We start from the raw sequence: 16,593 nt of genomic DNA, 5'->3' as shown, positions 1-16,593 counted from the left end.
CGCATGGGTGATCTGATCGTCGTCGAGGGTCTCGACGGGGCCGGCAAGCGGACGTTGTCCGCCGGCCTCGTCGAGACCTGGCGTGAGTCCGGACGGAAGGTCGCGACGCTGGCCTTCCCGCGGTACGGGCAGTCGATCCACGCCGACCTGGGCGCGGAGGCGCTGCGCGGGCAGCACGGCGACACCGCCTCGAGCATCGAGGCGATGGCGTTGCTGTGGGCACTCGACCGTCGCGATGCTGCCGACGAGTTGCGGAAGCTACTCGCCGACAACGACATCGTGCTGCTCGACCGGTATGTCGCGTCCAACGCCGCGTACACCGCGGCGCGCCACAACCAGGGCGCGACCGGCCCGGCGGTCGAATGGATCCGCCATCTCGAGTTCGAACGGTTCGGGCTCCCGGTGCCCGATCTGCAGGTGCTGCTCCGCGTTCCGGTAGCCCTCGCCGCGGAGCGTGCCCGTAACCGCGCCGCGACCGAGGCCGACCGCGATCGCGACGCCTACGAGCGCGATACCGGTCTGCAGCACCGCACCGGTGAGGTCTACGACGAGCTCGCACAGCAGCAGTGGATGTCTCCGTGGGAGGTCGCAGGCCCGCAGACCTCCCCGCGACAACTCGCCGTCGACATCTCAAATCTGCTTCACGACGGTGAAGGGGTGACACGATAGAGGCTATGAAGCCGAGGATTCTGGTAGTCGACGACGACACCGCGCTGGCCGAGATGCTCACGATCGTGCTGCGCGGCGAGGGATTCGAACCGTTCGTGGTGGGGGACGGCACTCAGGCGCTGGGCGCCGTGCGTGAGATCCGGCCCGACCTCGTTCTGCTCGATCTCATGCTTCCCGGCATGAACGGCATCGACGTCTGTCGTGTGCTCCGTGCGGACTCCGGTGTGCCGATCGTGATGCTCACCGCCAAGTCCGACACCGTCGACGTCGTGCTCGGCCTCGAATCGGGCGCCGACGACTACATCGTCAAGCCGTTCAAGCCGAAGGAGCTCGTCGCACGTGTGCGGGCCCGGCTGCGTCGCACCGAGCAGGAACCGGCCGAGGTCCTGACGATCGGGGACATCACCATCGACGTCCCTGCCCACAAGGTCACCCGCGGCGACGAGGCGATCTCGCTGACGCCCCTCGAGTTCGACCTGCTCGTGGCGCTCGCGCGCAAGCCGCGTCAGGTGTTCACCCGTGAGGTCCTGCTCGAACAGGTCTGGGGTTACCGGCACGCCGCCGACACCCGGCTCGTGAACGTCCACGTCCAGCGTCTGCGCGCGAAGGTCGAGAAGGATCCCGAGAATCCCGAGGCGGTGCTCACGGTGCGGGGGGTCGGCTACAAGGCCGGACCGCCGTGATCCGAACCTACCGGCTACGGCGGCGTATCACGCGTAGGACGCTGCCGCTGGTGAGGTGGTCGCGGTCGATGAGCAGCCGACTCGCGCACACCTGGCGACGATCGTTGCAGCTGCGGGTCGTGACCTCGACCCTCACACTGTCGCTGATCGTCATGTTCGTGCTCGGAGTGGTACTCACGAGCCAGATCACCGACCGACTGCTCGAAGTGAAGATCGACGCGGCGACCGAGGAGATGGATCGCTCGCGTGCACTCGTCGAGGGGCAACTCGCGGGCGCCGACGACTCCGGTTCGCTCGCCGTCCGCCTCGACGGTGCCGCGGCGATCCTCACCAGCCGTGGCAGCGACGGGGGACAGGACACCGGCGTCGCCGGAACCTTCGACCCCGTCCTGGTCGTCCCCGGTGACGGGCCGCGGGCCCCCACCTCGAGTGGGCCCGCCGACCAGATCCCGCAGAACCTGCGCGCCTTCGTCCAGAACGGGCAGATCGCGTACCAGTTCGCGACGGTCGCCGATCCCGACGGCTACACCGGGCCGGCCCTGATCATGGGCAGTCCCACCGACTCCGACATCTCGACGCTCGAGCTGTATCTCGTCTTCCCGCTCGGCGGGGAGGAACGCACCCTCGCCCTCGTCCGCGGCACCCTGCTCGTCGGCGCGGTGGTCCTGCTCGTGCTGCTGGCCGCGATCTCGATGATCGTCGCGCGGCAGGTCGTGCTGCCCATCCGATCGGCCTCCCGGATCGCGGTGCGCTTCGCCGACGGGCGGCTCAAGGAACGCATGCCGGTCCGCGGCGAGGACGACATGGCGCGCCTGGCGATGTCGTTCAACGAGATGGCCGAGAGCCTGTCGCGGCAGATCACCCAGCTCGAGGAGTACGGCAACCTGCAGAAACGGTTCACCTCCGACGTGAGCCACGAACTGCGCACCCCGCTCACGACGGTGCGCATGGCCGCCGATCTCATCCACGACGGCAGCGACGACCTCGACCCCGTCCTCAAGCGGTCCTCCGAACTGCTGGTCGCCGAACTCGACCGTTTCGAGAGCCTCCTCAACGACCTGCTCGAGATCAGCCGGCACGACGCGGGTGTCGCCGAACTCGCCTCCGAGCGACTCGATGTGCGGATGTGCGCGCGTGCCGCCGTCTCGACCGTGCGGCACCTCGCCCGCGAGACCGCCACCGAGCTCATCGTCGACCTACCGGACGAGCCCGTCGAGGCCGACGTCGATCCCCGCCGCGTCGAGCGCATCCTGCGCAATCTGCTCGCCAACGCGATCGATCACGGCGAGGGCAAACCCATCCTCCTGCGGCTGCGCGCCGACGACGCGGCCGCGGCCTTCGTCGTGCGCGACCAGGGAGTGGGCCTGCGACCGGGGGAGGAGAAGCTCGTCTTCAACCGGTTCTGGCGGTCCGATCCGTCACGGGTCCGGCGCTCCGGTGGCACCGGCCTCGGTCTCGCCATCAGCGTCGAGGACGCCAACCTGCACAACGGCAAGCTCGAAGCGTGGGGCGAACCGGGACGAGGCGCCAGCTTCCGGCTCACCCTCCCGCGCGAACGCGGACGTAAGGTGGGTCGCAGCCCGCTGCCTCTCGTGCCCAGCGCCGCGAAGGCCGTGCAGGGCAAGCCTCCACCGGGTGACGACACCCCGGAGCAGCCGTCGACCGGAGAGATCCCGACCGACCCTGCGAGCACACCGTCCGAAGGAGCCAATACATGAGCCGCTCGACTCCGCGTGCAGCGGGCGTGCTCGTCGTACTCCTGACCGTGGCCGGGCTCGTGCTGTCGGGATGCGCCACGCTGCCCGATTCCTCGTCACCGCAGGCCATCGGAACCCTCGAACGTGGCCCCACGACCACCGAGGTCGCCGCGCCCGTGCCCGGTCGCGAACCCGACCTGCTCCTGCGCGACTTCCTGCAGGCGAGCACGGATCCGACCAACCGCCACCGCGCGGCCCGGCAGTTCCTCACCCCCACGATGTCCGAGTCCTGGGACGACGCGGCGAGCGCGACGATCGTCGACAAGGTCGACGTCCTCGTCGAGGAACGCGACGGCGACAGCGCCACCTACGTGGTGCGGGCCAGCACCGTCGGCCATCTCGAGGAGGGCGGCATCTACCGTCCCGCCGACGGGGAGTTCGAGGCACGGTTCTCCCTCGTCCGCACGGACGGGGAGTGGCGCATCGACCGGTTGCCGGCCGGCGTCATCATGGACCGCCCGCGCTTCCTCAACACCTATCAGCGCCGCTCGCTGTACTTCCTCGACCCGACCGGCAACGCCGTCGTCCCCGACCCGCGCTGGATCACGGGTACACCCGAACAGACGGCCTCGCAGCTGATCGGATTGCTCGTCGAAGGGCCGAAAGAGGTCCTCGCGCCCGCGGTCAAGAACCTCCTCGAGGACGTCACCGTCATCGGCTCGGTGACGAAGGCGGACGGCCGCACGACCGACGTCGGCGTCGGACTCGGCGGCATCCGCATCGACTTCCAGGGGGTCGGCTCGATGGGCCGGCAGGATCGCGAACTGCTCGCCGCGCAGGTGATCTGGACCCTCGCCAACGCCGACATCAGCGGCCCGTACCACCTCCTCGCCGACGGCCAGCCCCTCGACGAACGGTTCCCGAACGGCTGGACCACCGCCGACGTGGCATCGATGAACCCCCTCGCCGCGTCGAGCGTGACGGTGGGTCTGCACGCGCTGCTCGACGGGACGCTGGTGAGCGTCGCCGAGACCGGCGTGACACCGGTCCGCAGCTTCTTCGGCATGTCCGACGACCTGAAGTCCGTCGCCCTGTCGCTGGACGGGGAACTCGTCGCCGCCGTCGAGAACACCGGTAAACCGGCACCGGAGCCGGCCGTGCAGCTGATGGTCGGTGCCTACAGCGAAGGCGCCGCCGAACCCGCGGTCGACGGCGAGTCGATCACCCGGCCGTCCTGGTCGCCCAACAACAACTCGGTGTGGGCCGTCGTCAACGGCACCGCGGTGGTGCGCGCTGTGCGCGAACCCGGCACCGGGCGGGTCACCGTGGTCGGCGTCGAAGCGGGTGCGATCCGCGCCCTCGGGGGCCGCATCACCGAGCTGCGCCTGTCTCGCGACGGTGTCCGCGCCGCCCTGATCATCGACGGGCGGGTCTTCGTCGCGACGGTCGTCCCGACCACGACCGGCGAGTACTCGCTCACCAATCCGCGCGAGATCGGCTTCGGTCTCGGCGGTCCGGCGCTCGCCCTGGACTGGAGCACTGCCGACACGATCGTCGTCTCCCGCGCGTCGGCCGACGTGCCCGTCGTGCAGATCGCGGTGGACGGCTCGCGCATCGACGCGCTCCCGAGCCGCAACCTCACCCCTCCGGTGGTTGCGGTCGAGGCATCCACGGCCAGCGAGTTCGTCGCCGATTCCCGGACGGTCTTCCAGCTCAACAACCGGGATCCCGCGGGCGACCGGTACTGGCGCGAGGTGCCCGGACTGGCGGGTATGGCGGCGATTCCCGTCCTTCCGGGCTGAGCCTGCCGACTGTGATCTCCGGACGTCGGTGACTTCGGGCACACTCCCGGTGTGCTCACGGCCCTTCTCGATCTCGTCCTGCCCGCCCGGTGCGGTGGCTGCGCCGCTCCCGGCACGAGCTGGTGCCGGGCATGTGCACGCGAGCTCTCCGACCATCCCGTGGCCGTCGCGCCGCGCGTCGACCCCGGGGTTCCGGTGTGGAGTCTGGGCCCGTACACCGGTCCCAGGCGCCGCGCGGTGATCGTGGCGAAGGAGCGTGGCCGCCGGGATCTCGCCGAGCCGCTCGGGCTCGCATGGGCCGTCGCGATCGCGCGGTTGCGCCGATGGAGCGAGCTGCCCGAGGGCCCCGTGATCGTGGCGCCCGCTCCCACCCGGGCGCGTGCGGCGCGGGCACGCGGAGGTGATCCCGTCACGCGTGCCGCCCGGGCCGCCGCGACCCACGACCGTCGCCTCCACGTCCGCCCGATCCTGAATGTGGCGGGCGGAGTGCGCGACTCGGTGGGGCTCTCGGCAGCCGACCGGCAGCGCAACCTCGCCGGCCGTGTCCGGGTGCGCGCCGACGGGCTGCCGCGCACGATCCCGGTTCTCGTCGTCGACGATGTGCTCACCACCGGAACCACCGCGCGCGAGTCGGTGCGGGCACTCCGGCGCGCCGGATTCGACCCTCTCGGAGTGCTCGTGACGGCCCATGCGTGAGCCCACGGGCGGGCCCGGAAAGTACTCCGCCGGGTGACCCGAAGGCGACGCGACGTGAAATCGCGCGGGAACGGTGGCACACCTCCGCGTTACGTACTACCGTCGCCATCAGACCCGGAAACAACAAGGTAGACGGGTGGAAACGTCTGTTCTTCCGATTCCGGGCGAGCGCGCTCTCGCGCTCATAAATCATGCCGGTGCGCGGGCTGCGCCGGCCGTAACTCGGGAGGTACGCGTGACGACCCCTTCGAAGTCCAGAGGTTCCGTTGCAGAGGCCGATGCCGCCACGGAAGGCCCCCGTGCCGACGTTGTCGTGAAAGGACGCAACGTCGAGGTCCCCGATCATTTCCGGATCTACGTCTCCGAGAAACTCGCTCGGCTCGAACGTTTCGATCCGACGATCTTCATCTTCGACGTCGAGTTGCAACACGAACGCAACAGGCGTCAGAAGAAGAGTTGTCAGCGGGTCGAGATCACTGCCCGCGGAAAGGGACCGGTCGTACGCGCCGAGGCGAGTGCCGACAGCTTCTACGCTGCCTTCGAGTCTGTGGTCAGCAAGCTCGAATCGCGTCTGCGCCGGACGAAGGAGCGCCGCAAGGTCTCCTACGGTGAGAAGACGCCCGTGTCCGTGGCGGAAGCCACCGCGGCCCTCGCCCAGGACGACGAGCTCGCGATCTCGCCCGACCTGTCGCTCGGCGACAGCGAGAAGGAACCCCAGGACGGTCCCGGTCGCATCGTCCGGACGAAGGAACACAACGCTCAGCCGATGACCGTCGACGACGCCCTCTACGAGATGGAACTCGTCGGTCACGACTTCTACCTGTTCCACGACAAGGAGACGGACAAGCCGTCCGTGGTCTACCGGCGACACGCCTTCGACTACGGTCTGATCAGGCTCGTGTGACACTGCCGGGAGTGACCGAAGGCACCTCGCCATCGCGGTCACTCCCGCGCAGCGCCTACCATGGAATCCGGCCGGGGTCCGACAAGGCCTCGGCCGGATTTCTTGTCCGTGCAGGTACCCGAGATTGAGGACGAACACACCAGTGCTGTCGCTGACGAAGCTGCTCCGGATCGGTGAAGGTCGCATGGTCAAGCGGCTCAAGCACATCGCCGAGCATGTCGATTCCCTCTCCCCGGACTTCGAGGCCCTGACCGATGCCGAGCTCCGGGCCAAGACGGACGAGTTCCGGAGTCGCTACCAGGACGGCGAGACGCTCGACGATCTGCTTCCGGAAGCCTTCGCGACCGCCCGGGAGGCGTCCTTCCGTGTGCTCGGCCAGAAGCACTATCTCGTCCAGATCATGGGTGGCGCGGCGCTGCACTTCGGCAACATCGCCGAGATGAAGACCGGTGAGGGCAAGACCCTCACCTGTGTGCTGCCGGCCTACCTCAACGCGATCTCCGGCGACGGCGTCCACGTCGTCACGGTCAACGACTACCTCGCCAAGCGCGACGCCGAGTGGATGGGCCGTGTGCACCGTTTCCTCGGGCTCGAGACCGACGTGATCCTGTCCGGCATGACCCCGGCCCAGCGCCGCGCGGCCTACTCCGCCGACATCACCTACGGCACCAACAACGAGTTCGGCTTCGACTACCTGCGCGACAACATGACGCACTCGCTCGACGACCTCGTGCAGCGCGGCCACAACTTCGCGATCGTCGACGAGGTCGACTCGATCCTCATCGACGAGGCCCGGACGCCGCTGATCATCTCGGGTCCCGCCGACGCGTCGAGCAAGTGGTACTCCGAGTTCGCGCGCATCGCCAAGCTGCTCAAGCCCGAGGTCCACTACGAGATCGACATCCGCAAGCGGACCGTCGGTGTGCACGAGGCCGGCGTCGAGTTCGTCGAGGACCAGCTCGGCATCGACAACCTGTACGAAGCGGCCAACTCGCCGCTGGTGAGCTACCTCAACAACGCCATCAAGGCCAAGGAGCTCTACGCCAAGGACAAGGACTATATCGTCCGCAACGGCGAGGTCGTCATCGTCGACGAGTTCACCGGCCGCGTCCTGTCGGGCCGGCGCTACAACGAGGGCATGCACCAGGCGATCGAGGCCAAGGAAGGCGTCGAGATCAAGGCCGAGAACCAGACGCTCGCCACGATCACGCTCCAGAACTACTTCCGCCTGTACGACAAGCTGTCGGGCATGACCGGTACGGCCGAGACCGAGGCCGCCGAGCTCCACCAGATCTACAGCCTGGGTGTCATCCCGATCCCGACCAACCGTCCGATGGTGCGTGTCGACCAGGGCGACCTGATCTACAAGACCGAGGAAGCGAAGTTCGCGGCCGTCGTCGACGACGTCGTCGAGCGTCACGAGAAGGGCCAGCCGGTCCTCATCGGTACGACGAGCGTCGAGCGGTCGGAGTACCTGTCGCGGCAGTTCACCAAGCGCGGTGTTCCGCACAGTGTGCTCAACGCGAAGTTCCACGAGCAGGAAGCGCAGATCATCGCGGAGGCCGGCCGGTCCGGTGCGGTGACGGTCGCGACGAACATGGCCGGTCGCGGTACCGACGTCGTGCTCGGCGGTAACCCCGACATCCTCGCCGACATCGAGCTGCGCAAGCGCGGCCTCGACCCGGTCAACACGCCGGAGGAGTACGAGGCGGCCTGGGACGAGACCCTCGAGCGGATCAAGCTCGAGTCGAAGGCCGACGCCGAGAAGGTGCGCGCGGCCGGTGGCCTGTACGTGCTCGGCACGGAACGGCACGAGTCGCGGCGTATCGACAACCAGCTGCGTGGTCGTTCCGGTCGTCAGGGCGACCCGGGCGAGTCGCGGTTCTACCTCTCGCTCGGCGACGAGTTGATGCGCCGCTTCAACGGCGCCGCGCTCGAGTCGATCATGACGCGCCTGAACCTGCCCGATGACGTGCCGATCGAGGCGAAGATGGTCTCCAAGGCCATCAAGAGCGCGCAGACGCAGGTCGAGCAGCAGAACTTCGAGATCCGCAAGAACGTCCTCAAGTACGACGAGGTGATGAACCAGCAGCGCACCGTCATCTACGAGGAGCGCCGCCGGATCCTGCGCGGCGAGGACCTCGAGGGTCAGGTGCAGCACATGCTCACCGACGTGATCACCGCGTACGTCGACGGTGCCACCGCCGAGGGTTACGTCGAGGACTGGGATCTCGAGCAGTTGTGGACGGCGCTCAAGACCCTCTACCCGGTGGGTGTCGACTACAAGACGCTCGTCGCCGAGAACGAGGACCTCGACCGCGACGGCCTGCTCGAGGTTCTTCTCGAGGATGCCCGCGCCGCCTACGCCCGTCGCGAGGCCGAACTCGAGGCCATCGCCGGTGAGAATGCGATGCGCGAACTCGAGCGTCGCGTGCTGCTGTCGGTCCTCGACCGCAAGTGGCGCGAGCACCTCTACGAGATGGACTACCTCAAGGAGGGCATCGGCCTGCGCGCGATGGCGCAGCGCGATCCGCTCGTCGAGTACCAGCGCGAGGGCTTCGACATGTTCACCGCGATGCTCGAGGGTCTGAAGGAGGAATCGGTCGGATTCCTGTTCAACCTCCAGGTCGAGGCCGCGCAGCAGCAGCAGTCCGCGGGTGTGGCCGTCACGCCGGCCTCCGCGGCGGCCGCTGCACAGGCGGCCCCGAGCCTCGCCAAGGCGGCTCCGGCCCGACCGGCACAACAGCCCGCCCGTCCGGCACAACCGGCGCAGGCCGAGCCCGCACCGACGGCGCTGCGGGCCAAGGGTCTCGACGAGACCGAGCGACGCCTGACCTACAGCGGTCCCGACGAGGACGGCCGCGCCCATGTCGCGCGCACGACCGCCGGTGCCGACGCGGGCTCCGCGCCCCGTCAGGCCGGCACCCGCAAGGAGCGTCGTGCCGCGGCCAGGCGCGACGCGAAGACCAACCGGCGGCGCTGAGTCGAAGACTCACATGGAGTGCTGAGTCGAAGACTCACATGGAGTGCTGAGTCGAAGACTCACGTGGTGTGCTGAGTCGAAGACTCACATGGAGTGCTGAGTCGAAGACTCACGATCGCCCCACGACCCTGTGGCTCACCCGAGCCACAGGGTCGTGATCGTCCAGCGGTGCGGAGCACGAGGGCGGGGGCGCTTGTGCACCATCCGGCCGGCGTAGGCGAACACCCGGTCCCCGCGACCGTAGCTGCCGAACACCTCCACGGTGTCGGCGTCGACGGGACGTACCCGCGTCCGCAGCAGCACCGCAGTGCTGCGTCCTGCGCGAGGAGGCCGGGCCGCAGTGATCGTGGCGACGAGACGCGGGTCGAGGACCGTCGTGGACTGCACGGCGGGACGGCGGCCGTCGACCACTTCGAGAACCAGTCGCACCGCCGTCTCCGCGACCCGCACGACACCCGGATCGAGGACGATCGCGGGCCGGTCGCCCGGCCGCGTGGTCGGATCTTCGGTGCCGGGGGCGGTGGTCGGACGTTCGGTTCCGTCGCGGCGGAGCGGTGCGCGCCCCGAGCGTCCGTCGTGCGGCGTGGGCCGGCGCGCGAGGTGGCTGCGGGGACGATGACAGGCCTCCTCGACCGGAGGTTCGAGGTTGGTGAGGCGGCGCACGTAGCGCCCGGTGTGATGCGACATGAGCTCTCCCGAAAGGCATGACGGATCGGCACGGCCGACACCGTGACGGTTGCATCGGCACGGCTGACGCCGTGACGGCGAAGCGGTTCGGGAGAGGACGAACCGCGCACATGATGCCACATCCCCGGGCGGCGGTCCGGTTCGACGCGGACGGGTTCCGCTGCGCGAGCGGGACGTCCGGGACATACGGTGGTGTCGTGATGCGAGGACTCGTACTCGATGTCGGTGGCGTCCTGGTCGGGCCGGGGAGCGATCCCGACACGTTCGGTGCGGCCGTGACGGTCCTGCGCGCGCGTGGTGTGCGGACCGCCCTGCTCAGCAACGATCCCGGTGGGCCCGGCGCACAGTGGTTGCGCGATCTCGAGGGCCCGTTCGTCGACCGTGTCGTGCTGTCGGGGGACGCGCGTGTCGCCAAACCGGATCCCGAGAGCTACCTGCTGGTCGCGCGACTGCTGGATCTCGAACCCGGCGAGTGCGTCTTCGTCGACGATGCGGTCGGCAACGTGCGAGGCGCCGCTGCTGCAGGGATGGTCGGCGTACACCATGATGGTTCACACGACGCGCCGGGCGAACTGGCCGTACTCCTCGATCTCGATCCCGAGGAGATCGGGAGCGGAGCCACGGACGGCGCCGGATCGTGGTGGCGACGTTCGGGAGGTTCGGGTCAGGAGGGGGAACGGGGTCGATGACGAGCCGGATGACGGCGCAGGACGCGTCGTACTACTACCTGGAGACGAGCAACACACCGATGCACGTCGGGTCGCTCGCGATTCTCGAACCCCCCGAGGGCGGTCTCGACTACGAGAACGTGCTCCGGTTGGTCGAGCAGCGACTGCCCGAGGTGCCCCGCTACCGGAAGAAGGTGCGGGAGGTCGCATTCGGGCTCTCCCGACCCGTGTGGGTCGACGACCGCGACTTCGACATCACCTACCACGTGCGACGCTCCGCGCTGCCGAAGCCGGGCTCCGACGAACAGTTGCACGATCTCGTCGCGCGTCTGGTCTCGAGGCCGCTCGACCGCACGCGACCGCTGTGGGAGATGTACCTCGTCGAGGGACTCGCGAACGATCGGGTGGCGCTGTTCACGAAGTCGCATTCGGCGCTCGTCGACGGCGAGGAGGCCCTCGACATCGTCCAGGTCCTCTTCGACAAGGAGCCGGTGCCGCGTGAGGTCCCCGAAGAATTGTGGATGCCCGAACGCGAACCGTCGGAGTCCGCTCTGCTCGTCGGAGCGCTCGCCGAACTCGTTGCGCGCCCGGGGGAGGGGATCGCTGCCGTGCGATCGGCCGTGGGTGATCTCACGGCGACGCTCACCGAGACCGTCGACGCAGTCGGCCGGATCGCCCGCACGGCTGCGCAGTCGGCGCCCGAGACGCCGCTGAACACGCAGATCTCGAGGAGCCGCCGGTTCTCCGTGGTGCGCTCCGATCTGGAGCCGTACCGCAAGATCCACTCCCGCTACGGCTGCACGATCAACGACGTGGTGCTCGCGGTCCTCGCCGGCGCGTTGCGCTACTGGCTGCTCTCCCGCGGGGAACCGGTGACCGAGGCGACGGTGGTGCGGGCGATGGTCCCCATGTCGGTCTACATCCAGGATCCCGACGACTGCGGCGACAACGACACGATCCAGGTGCACCCGCAGGGCGAGGTGTCGTCCTTCCTGCTGGATCTGCCGGTGGGGGAGCCGAACGCGGTGGTCCGGTTGTCGCACATCGCACACGCCGGAGAGGCCTACTCGCGGCAGCGGCGGCGCGTGGCGGCGCAGACGATGGTCCGGTTGTCGGGTTTCGCTCCGGCGACGATGCACGCGGTGGGTACCCGGGTCGCGATGGGTTTCTCGCAGCGCATGTTCAACCTCATGATCACCAACGCGCCGGGGCCGCAGCACCCGCTCTACCTCACCGGGGCCCGGCTGCTCGAGATCTTCCCGGTCTCGCCGCTGCTGAAGAATCAGGCCCTGAGCATCGCGTTGACGTCCTACGACGGCAAGATCTACTACGGTTTGAATGCGGATCGTGATGCGATGCCCGATGTGGACGTGGCAGCGACGCTGATCCAGGAATCTCTCGAGGAGTTGACGGATGCCGGCAGGTGAGAAGTGACGCGTGTCTATGTACCGGCAACGCTCGCGATGTTGCAGGGTCTCGTCGCCGACGGTGAGGTCGACGCGGTGGGCCGGACTGCCTTCGCGGTGACCCCGGCTCTGCGCGAGGCCTACACGGCGGGCGACGACGAGGAACTCGCCGAGGTCGCGATGGCCGAGGCGGCGCGCGCGTCGCTGCGGTTGCTCGGGTCGGAGGAGCCGAACGATCCTCCGTCCTTCGCGTCCCGTCGGGTGGTGATCGCGGCCGACGTCGACGAGGTGAAGCCCCGACCGGATCTCGACGATGCGGTCGTCAAGCTCACCGGGCCGATCACGATGCGTGCGGTCGCGTCGGTGCACATCGACCTGCAGGAGGCGGAGGCCGACGTCGCGCGGGCACGCGAGATCGTCGATGCGGCCGAACTGGGCGACGAGGAGGCCGAGTTCGTCCTCGGCGACGCGGAGGACCACGAACTGGCGTGGTACGCCGCGCAGGAGCTGCCCTTCCTGCTCGAACTGCTCTGACCTCGCATATCGCCACGTCATCGGTGTGACGGCCGTCTCCTGCTCAACCTACGCTTCCGTAACCTCTGATAACCTACGGAGGCGTAACCGGAGTGAGGAGAAACGGTCGGATGGGCCTGAAGGAATGGATCGAGAAGCCTGCGGCACACGTCGCGCCAGGAGAGAAGTCGCTCTCCAACGTCCTGCGTGGCGCGGTGGCCCGGTTGACCACCCCCCTGCTCCCCGACGACTACCTGCACCTGGTCAACCCGCTGTGGTCCGCCCGTGAACTGCGCGGGCGCATCGTCTCGGTGCGCCAGGAGACCCCCGATTCCGCGACGATCGTCATCCGTCCCGGCTGGGGATTCGACTTCGGATATGCGCCCGGCCAGTACATCGGCATCGGTCTGCACATCGACGGTCGCTGGCACTGGCGCTCCTACTCGCTGACCTCCTCGCCCACCTGGGATGACAAGGTCATCTCCATCGCCGTGAAGGCGATGCCCGAGGGCTTCCTGTCCAGCCACCTCGTCGGTGGTGTTCCCGAGGGCACCGTCGTGCGGCTCGCGGCCCCGAAGGGCGATTTCGTCCTGCCCGACCCGCCGCCGGCGAAGATTCTCTTCCTCACCGCCGGCAGTGGCATCACGCCGATCATGTCGATGCTGCGGACGCTCGACCGGCGCGCGGTCGAGCGCGAACTCGACCTGCCCGACGTCGTGCACATCCACTCGGCGCCGACGGCCGAGAACGTGATGTTCCGGTCGGAACTCGAGCATTTCGATGCCACCCACGATCGCTTCCGTGTGCACGTGCGTCACACCCGTGAGCAGGGCAAGTTCGCGCTCTCGGAACTCGACGAGGTGTGCCCCGACTGGCGCGAGCGCCAGGCCTGGGCGTGCGGTCCCCAGCAGATGCTCGACGACATCACCGCGCACTGGGCGGCGGAGGGCATCGAGGATCAGGTCCACCTCGAGCGGTTCGCCGTCAGCCGCGCCGACACCTCGGGATCGGGCGGAACGATCACGTTCGCGAAGTCCGGCAAGACCGTCACCGTGGACGGCGCCACGACGATTCTCGAGGCCGGGGAGAGCGTCGGTGCGCTGATGCCCTTCGGTTGTCGCATGGGAATCTGTCAGACTTGTGTTGTGCCGCTCGAGAAGGGGCACGTCGTCGATCTGCGATCCGGCAAGGAGCACGCAGAGGGCGAACGCGTCCAGACCTGCATCTCCGCCGCTGCCGGCGACTGCACACTGGATGTGTAGACACCGACAGCAACCTCCGAAGGATCCCGCTTGGCCATCACCGACATCCGCGCTTTCTCACATCTGACCGAAGCCGATATCGTTGCTCTCGCAAACGAATTCGACGCGATTCGACGGGATGTGGAGAATTCGCGCGGCCCCCGGGACGCCCGCTACATCCATTCCGTCATCCGTGCGCAGCGTGTGCTGGAGGTGGTCGGACGCTGCGCGCTGTTCGGTTCGCGTCGCCGGTCGCGCTGGATCATCGGTACCGCCGCTCTGTCGCTCGCGAAGATCATCGAGAACATGGAGCTCGGGCACAACGTGATGCACGGGCAGTGGGACTGGATGAACGACCCCGAGATCCACTCGACCTCGTGGGAATGGGATCAGACCGGCCCGTCCGAGCACTGGAAGCGTGCCCACAACTACGCGCACCACACCTACACGAACATCGTGGGGATGGACGAGGACGTGGGATTCGGCATCCTGCGGATGACGCGCGACGAGAAGTGGCGTCCGCGCAATCTCGCGCAGCCGATCGCCAACATCGTCCTCGCGCTGACCTTCGAGTGGGGGATCGCGCTGCACGACCTCTCGGCGAAGAAGGAACTCGAAGGTGTCCCGCCCGCGCAGTGGAATTCGGGACCCAACAAGGAATTCGCGGCGAAGGCCGGTCGGCAGGTCGTCAAGGATCTGGTGTTCTTCCCGGCACTCACCGGCCCGGCCTGGCGGAGCACGTTGACCGCGAACCTCACCGCGAACGTGATCCGCAACATCTGGGCGTATCTCGTGATCTTCTGCGGCCACTTCCCGGACGGCGCAGAGAAGTTCACGACCGAGCACTACGAGAACGAGACGCGCGGGGAATGGTATCTGCGCCAGTTGCTCGGCAGCGCAAACATTTCCGGTGGGCGTGCGATGGATTTCTTCACCGGGAATCTCAGTTACCAGATCGAGCACCACCTGTTCCCGGATCTGCCGAGCAACCGCTACCCGGAGATCGCCGCCCGTGTGCGGGCCCTGTGCGGCAAGTACGACCTGCCGTACACCACGGGTTCGCTCGCCCGGCAGTACTGGTTGGCGCTGCGCACGATCCACAAGCTCGCATTGCCAGACCGCTTCCTCACGGCGACCGCCGACGACGCCCCCGAGACCTCCTCCGAGCGTAAGTTCGACAAGTGGCGCCCGGATGCGCCCACGATGGTCACCGAGGCGTCCACCGGCCGGCGTCGGGGTCTGCTCACGGCGCTCCGGGTCCACGCCGAGCATGCGGTAGCAGAGCGGCGGCGTCGCCGTGGTGAATCGGGGCGCCGACGAGCTTCCGCCGCCGTGTGATTCGCGCCACAGCTCCGAATCCGGCCAACCTACGGAGCCGTAACCTACGGTAGAGTAGCTCCCATGGCGATATCGGATGTCAAGGAGTACGCGCACCTGACGGAGGCGGACGTCGAGGCCATCGGCCGCGAACTCGACGCCATCCGGCGCGATGTCGAGGAGTCCCGCGGTGAGCGCGACGCTCGATACGTCCGCAACACGATCCGGCTGCAGCGCGGCCTCGAGATCGGCGGGCGCCTCGTGCTGCTCGGCTCGAACAAGCGTCCGCTGTGGTTGCTGGGCACGGGCATGCTCTCCCTGTCGAAGATCATCGAGAACATGGAGCTCGGGCACAACGTGATGCACGGGCAGTGGGACTGGATGAACGACCCCGAGGTGCACTCGGCCAACTGGGAGTGGGACAACGTCGACCCGTCGGCGCACTGGAAGATCACCCACAACTACCTGCACCACAAGTACACCAACATCCTCGGCATGGACGACGATGTGGGATACGGCCTGCTGCGCGTCACCCGCGACCAGCGATGGAAGCCGTTCTACCTCGGCAACGTCGCGTACAACGCCATCCTCGCAGCGCTGTTCCAGTACGGCATCGCCATCCAGCTCCTCGAGCTCGGCAAGGTCATCCAGGGACGCGACGACCGCGAGCTCACCAAGGAACGCGGCAAGGAGGTGCTCGCCAAGCTCGGCAAGCAGCACCTGCGCGACTACGTCATCTACCCGGCGTTGAGCGGCAAGTCGTGGAAGTCCACGATGAAGGCCAACGCCACGGCCAACTTCGTGCGCAACATCTGGACCAACGCGGTGATCTTCTGCGGTCACTTCCCGGACGGTGCGGAGAAGTTCACGAAGCAGGACATCGAGAACGAGACGCGCGCCGAGTGGTACCTGCGCCAGATGCTCGGCTCCGCGAACATCTCCGGCGGCAAGGTCATGGACTTCATGACCGGCAACCTGAGCTACCAGATCGAGCACCACATCTACCCCGACCTGCCGTCCAACCGGTACGCGGAGATCGCGGTGCGCGTGCGCGAACTGTGCGAGAAGTACGACCTTCCGTACACCACGGGTCCGCTCGCGGTGCAGTACTGGAAGTCGTGGCGCACCATCGCCAAGCTGTCGCTGCCCGACAAGTACCTCAAGGACGATCGCGACGCCGCCCCGGAGACCGCCTCCGAGCGGGGCTTCGGCGGAGCGCCGGAGATCGATCCGGCCACCGGTCGCCGCGTGGGTCTGGCCACCACCATCGAGAAGACCCGCAAGCGCGGATTCATCCGCCGCGCGCTCGGCATGCGCTGACGCTCAC

General features: G+C 68.0%; 14 protein-coding genes. 13 read left to right on the top strand and 1 reads right to left on the bottom strand.

Going from position 1 to position 16,593, the window contains the following annotated elements; genetic code table 11:
- The first annotated feature begins 3 nt into the window (after nucleotides 1–3).
- The 7 genes from U9J23_RS16310 to secA all read left to right on the top strand — a co-directional run bounded on the left by U9J23_RS16310 (nucleotide 4) and on the right by secA (nucleotide 9,434).
- Complete coding sequence (locus tag U9J23_RS16310; protein WP_085468521.1) at nucleotides 4–669, top strand: dTMP kinase; 666 nt, start codon at nucleotides 4–6, stop codon at nucleotides 667–669.
- Nucleotides 670–674: 5 nt separating this feature from the next.
- Nucleotides 675–1,352: an MtrAB system response regulator MtrA gene (mtrA, locus tag U9J23_RS16305; RefSeq protein WP_006550216.1), complete on the top strand. Its 678-nt coding sequence runs from the start codon at nucleotides 675–677 to the stop codon at nucleotides 1,350–1,352.
- Nucleotides 1,353–1,420: 68 nt separating this feature from the next.
- Nucleotides 1,421–3,070 carry an MtrAB system histidine kinase MtrB gene (mtrB, locus tag U9J23_RS16300; RefSeq protein WP_106199227.1) on the top strand — a complete coding sequence of 550 codons (1,650 nt, stop codon included), beginning with the start codon at nucleotides 1,421–1,423 and terminating at the stop codon, nucleotides 3,068–3,070.
- The gene (gene lpqB / locus U9J23_RS16295; protein ID WP_085468519.1) at nucleotides 3,067–4,851 is read left to right on the top strand and encodes an MtrAB system accessory lipoprotein LpqB; all 1,785 of its coding nucleotides are present in this window, start codon (nucleotides 3,067–3,069) and stop codon (nucleotides 4,849–4,851) included. The genes mtrB and lpqB overlap by 4 nt, the downstream gene beginning before the upstream one ends.
- A gap of 51 nt (nucleotides 4,852–4,902) precedes the next feature.
- Nucleotides 4,903–5,547 carry a ComF family protein gene (locus U9J23_RS16290; protein WP_059382252.1) on the top strand — a complete coding sequence of 215 codons (645 nt, stop codon included), beginning with the start codon at nucleotides 4,903–4,905 and terminating at the stop codon, nucleotides 5,545–5,547.
- Between the two features lie 235 nt (nucleotides 5,548–5,782).
- Nucleotides 5,783–6,451: a ribosome hibernation-promoting factor, HPF/YfiA family gene (gene hpf / locus U9J23_RS16285; protein ID WP_059382251.1), complete on the top strand. Its 669-nt coding sequence runs from the start codon at nucleotides 5,783–5,785 to the stop codon at nucleotides 6,449–6,451.
- A 184-nt stretch (nucleotides 6,452–6,635) separates the two neighbouring features.
- Nucleotides 6,636–9,434: a preprotein translocase subunit SecA gene (gene secA / locus U9J23_RS16280; RefSeq protein ID WP_229579468.1), complete on the top strand. Its 2,799-nt coding sequence runs from the start codon at nucleotides 6,636–6,638 to the stop codon at nucleotides 9,432–9,434.
- 135 nt (nucleotides 9,435–9,569) lie between these two features.
- On the opposite strand, the gene U9J23_RS16275 is transcribed toward secA, so the two are convergent.
- Entirely contained in the window at nucleotides 9,570–10,121 is a 552-nt protein-coding gene (locus U9J23_RS16275) for an Rv3235 family protein (RefSeq protein ID WP_059382250.1), read from the bottom strand.
- Nucleotides 10,122–10,321: 200 nt separating this feature from the next.
- Here U9J23_RS16275 and U9J23_RS16270 point away from each other — a divergent pair, with 200 nt between their 5' ends.
- From U9J23_RS16270 to U9J23_RS16245, 6 genes are all read left to right on the top strand, one after another.
- The gene (locus U9J23_RS16270; RefSeq protein ID WP_272267277.1) at nucleotides 10,322–10,810 is read left to right on the top strand and encodes an HAD-IA family hydrolase; all 489 of its coding nucleotides are present in this window, start codon (nucleotides 10,322–10,324) and stop codon (nucleotides 10,808–10,810) included.
- Nucleotides 10,807–12,216: a WS/DGAT/MGAT family O-acyltransferase gene (locus tag U9J23_RS16265; protein WP_272267184.1), complete on the top strand. Its 1,410-nt coding sequence runs from the start codon at nucleotides 10,807–10,809 to the stop codon at nucleotides 12,214–12,216. Before U9J23_RS16270 ends, U9J23_RS16265 begins: the two co-directional genes overlap by 4 nt.
- Nucleotides 12,217–12,252: 36 nt before the next feature.
- Nucleotides 12,253–12,729, top strand: coding sequence for a DUF6912 family protein (locus U9J23_RS16260; RefSeq protein WP_179161731.1), 477 nt, complete (start codon nucleotides 12,253–12,255; stop codon nucleotides 12,727–12,729).
- 110 nt (nucleotides 12,730–12,839) lie between these two features.
- Nucleotides 12,840–13,970, top strand: coding sequence for a ferredoxin reductase (locus U9J23_RS16255; protein WP_145709370.1), 1,131 nt, complete (start codon nucleotides 12,840–12,842; stop codon nucleotides 13,968–13,970).
- A gap of 30 nt (nucleotides 13,971–14,000) precedes the next feature.
- Nucleotides 14,001–15,287 (top strand): fatty acid desaturase family protein, encoded by a 1,287-nt coding sequence (locus tag U9J23_RS16250; RefSeq protein WP_106199235.1) that lies wholly within the window; start codon nucleotides 14,001–14,003, stop codon nucleotides 15,285–15,287.
- A gap of 63 nt (nucleotides 15,288–15,350) precedes the next feature.
- The gene (locus U9J23_RS16245) at nucleotides 15,351–16,586 is read left to right on the top strand and encodes a fatty acid desaturase family protein (RefSeq protein WP_106199237.1); all 1,236 of its coding nucleotides are present in this window, start codon (nucleotides 15,351–15,353) and stop codon (nucleotides 16,584–16,586) included.
- Nucleotides 16,587–16,593: the final 7 nt, after the last annotated feature.

Origin of the sequence: Rhodococcus sp. PD04 (assembly GCF_035918275.1) — a bacterium.
Lineage (GTDB): Bacteria > Actinomycetota > Actinomycetes > Mycobacteriales > Mycobacteriaceae > Rhodococcus > Rhodococcus rhodochrous.
This window is presented reverse-complemented; position numbering and strand designations above follow the sequence as displayed.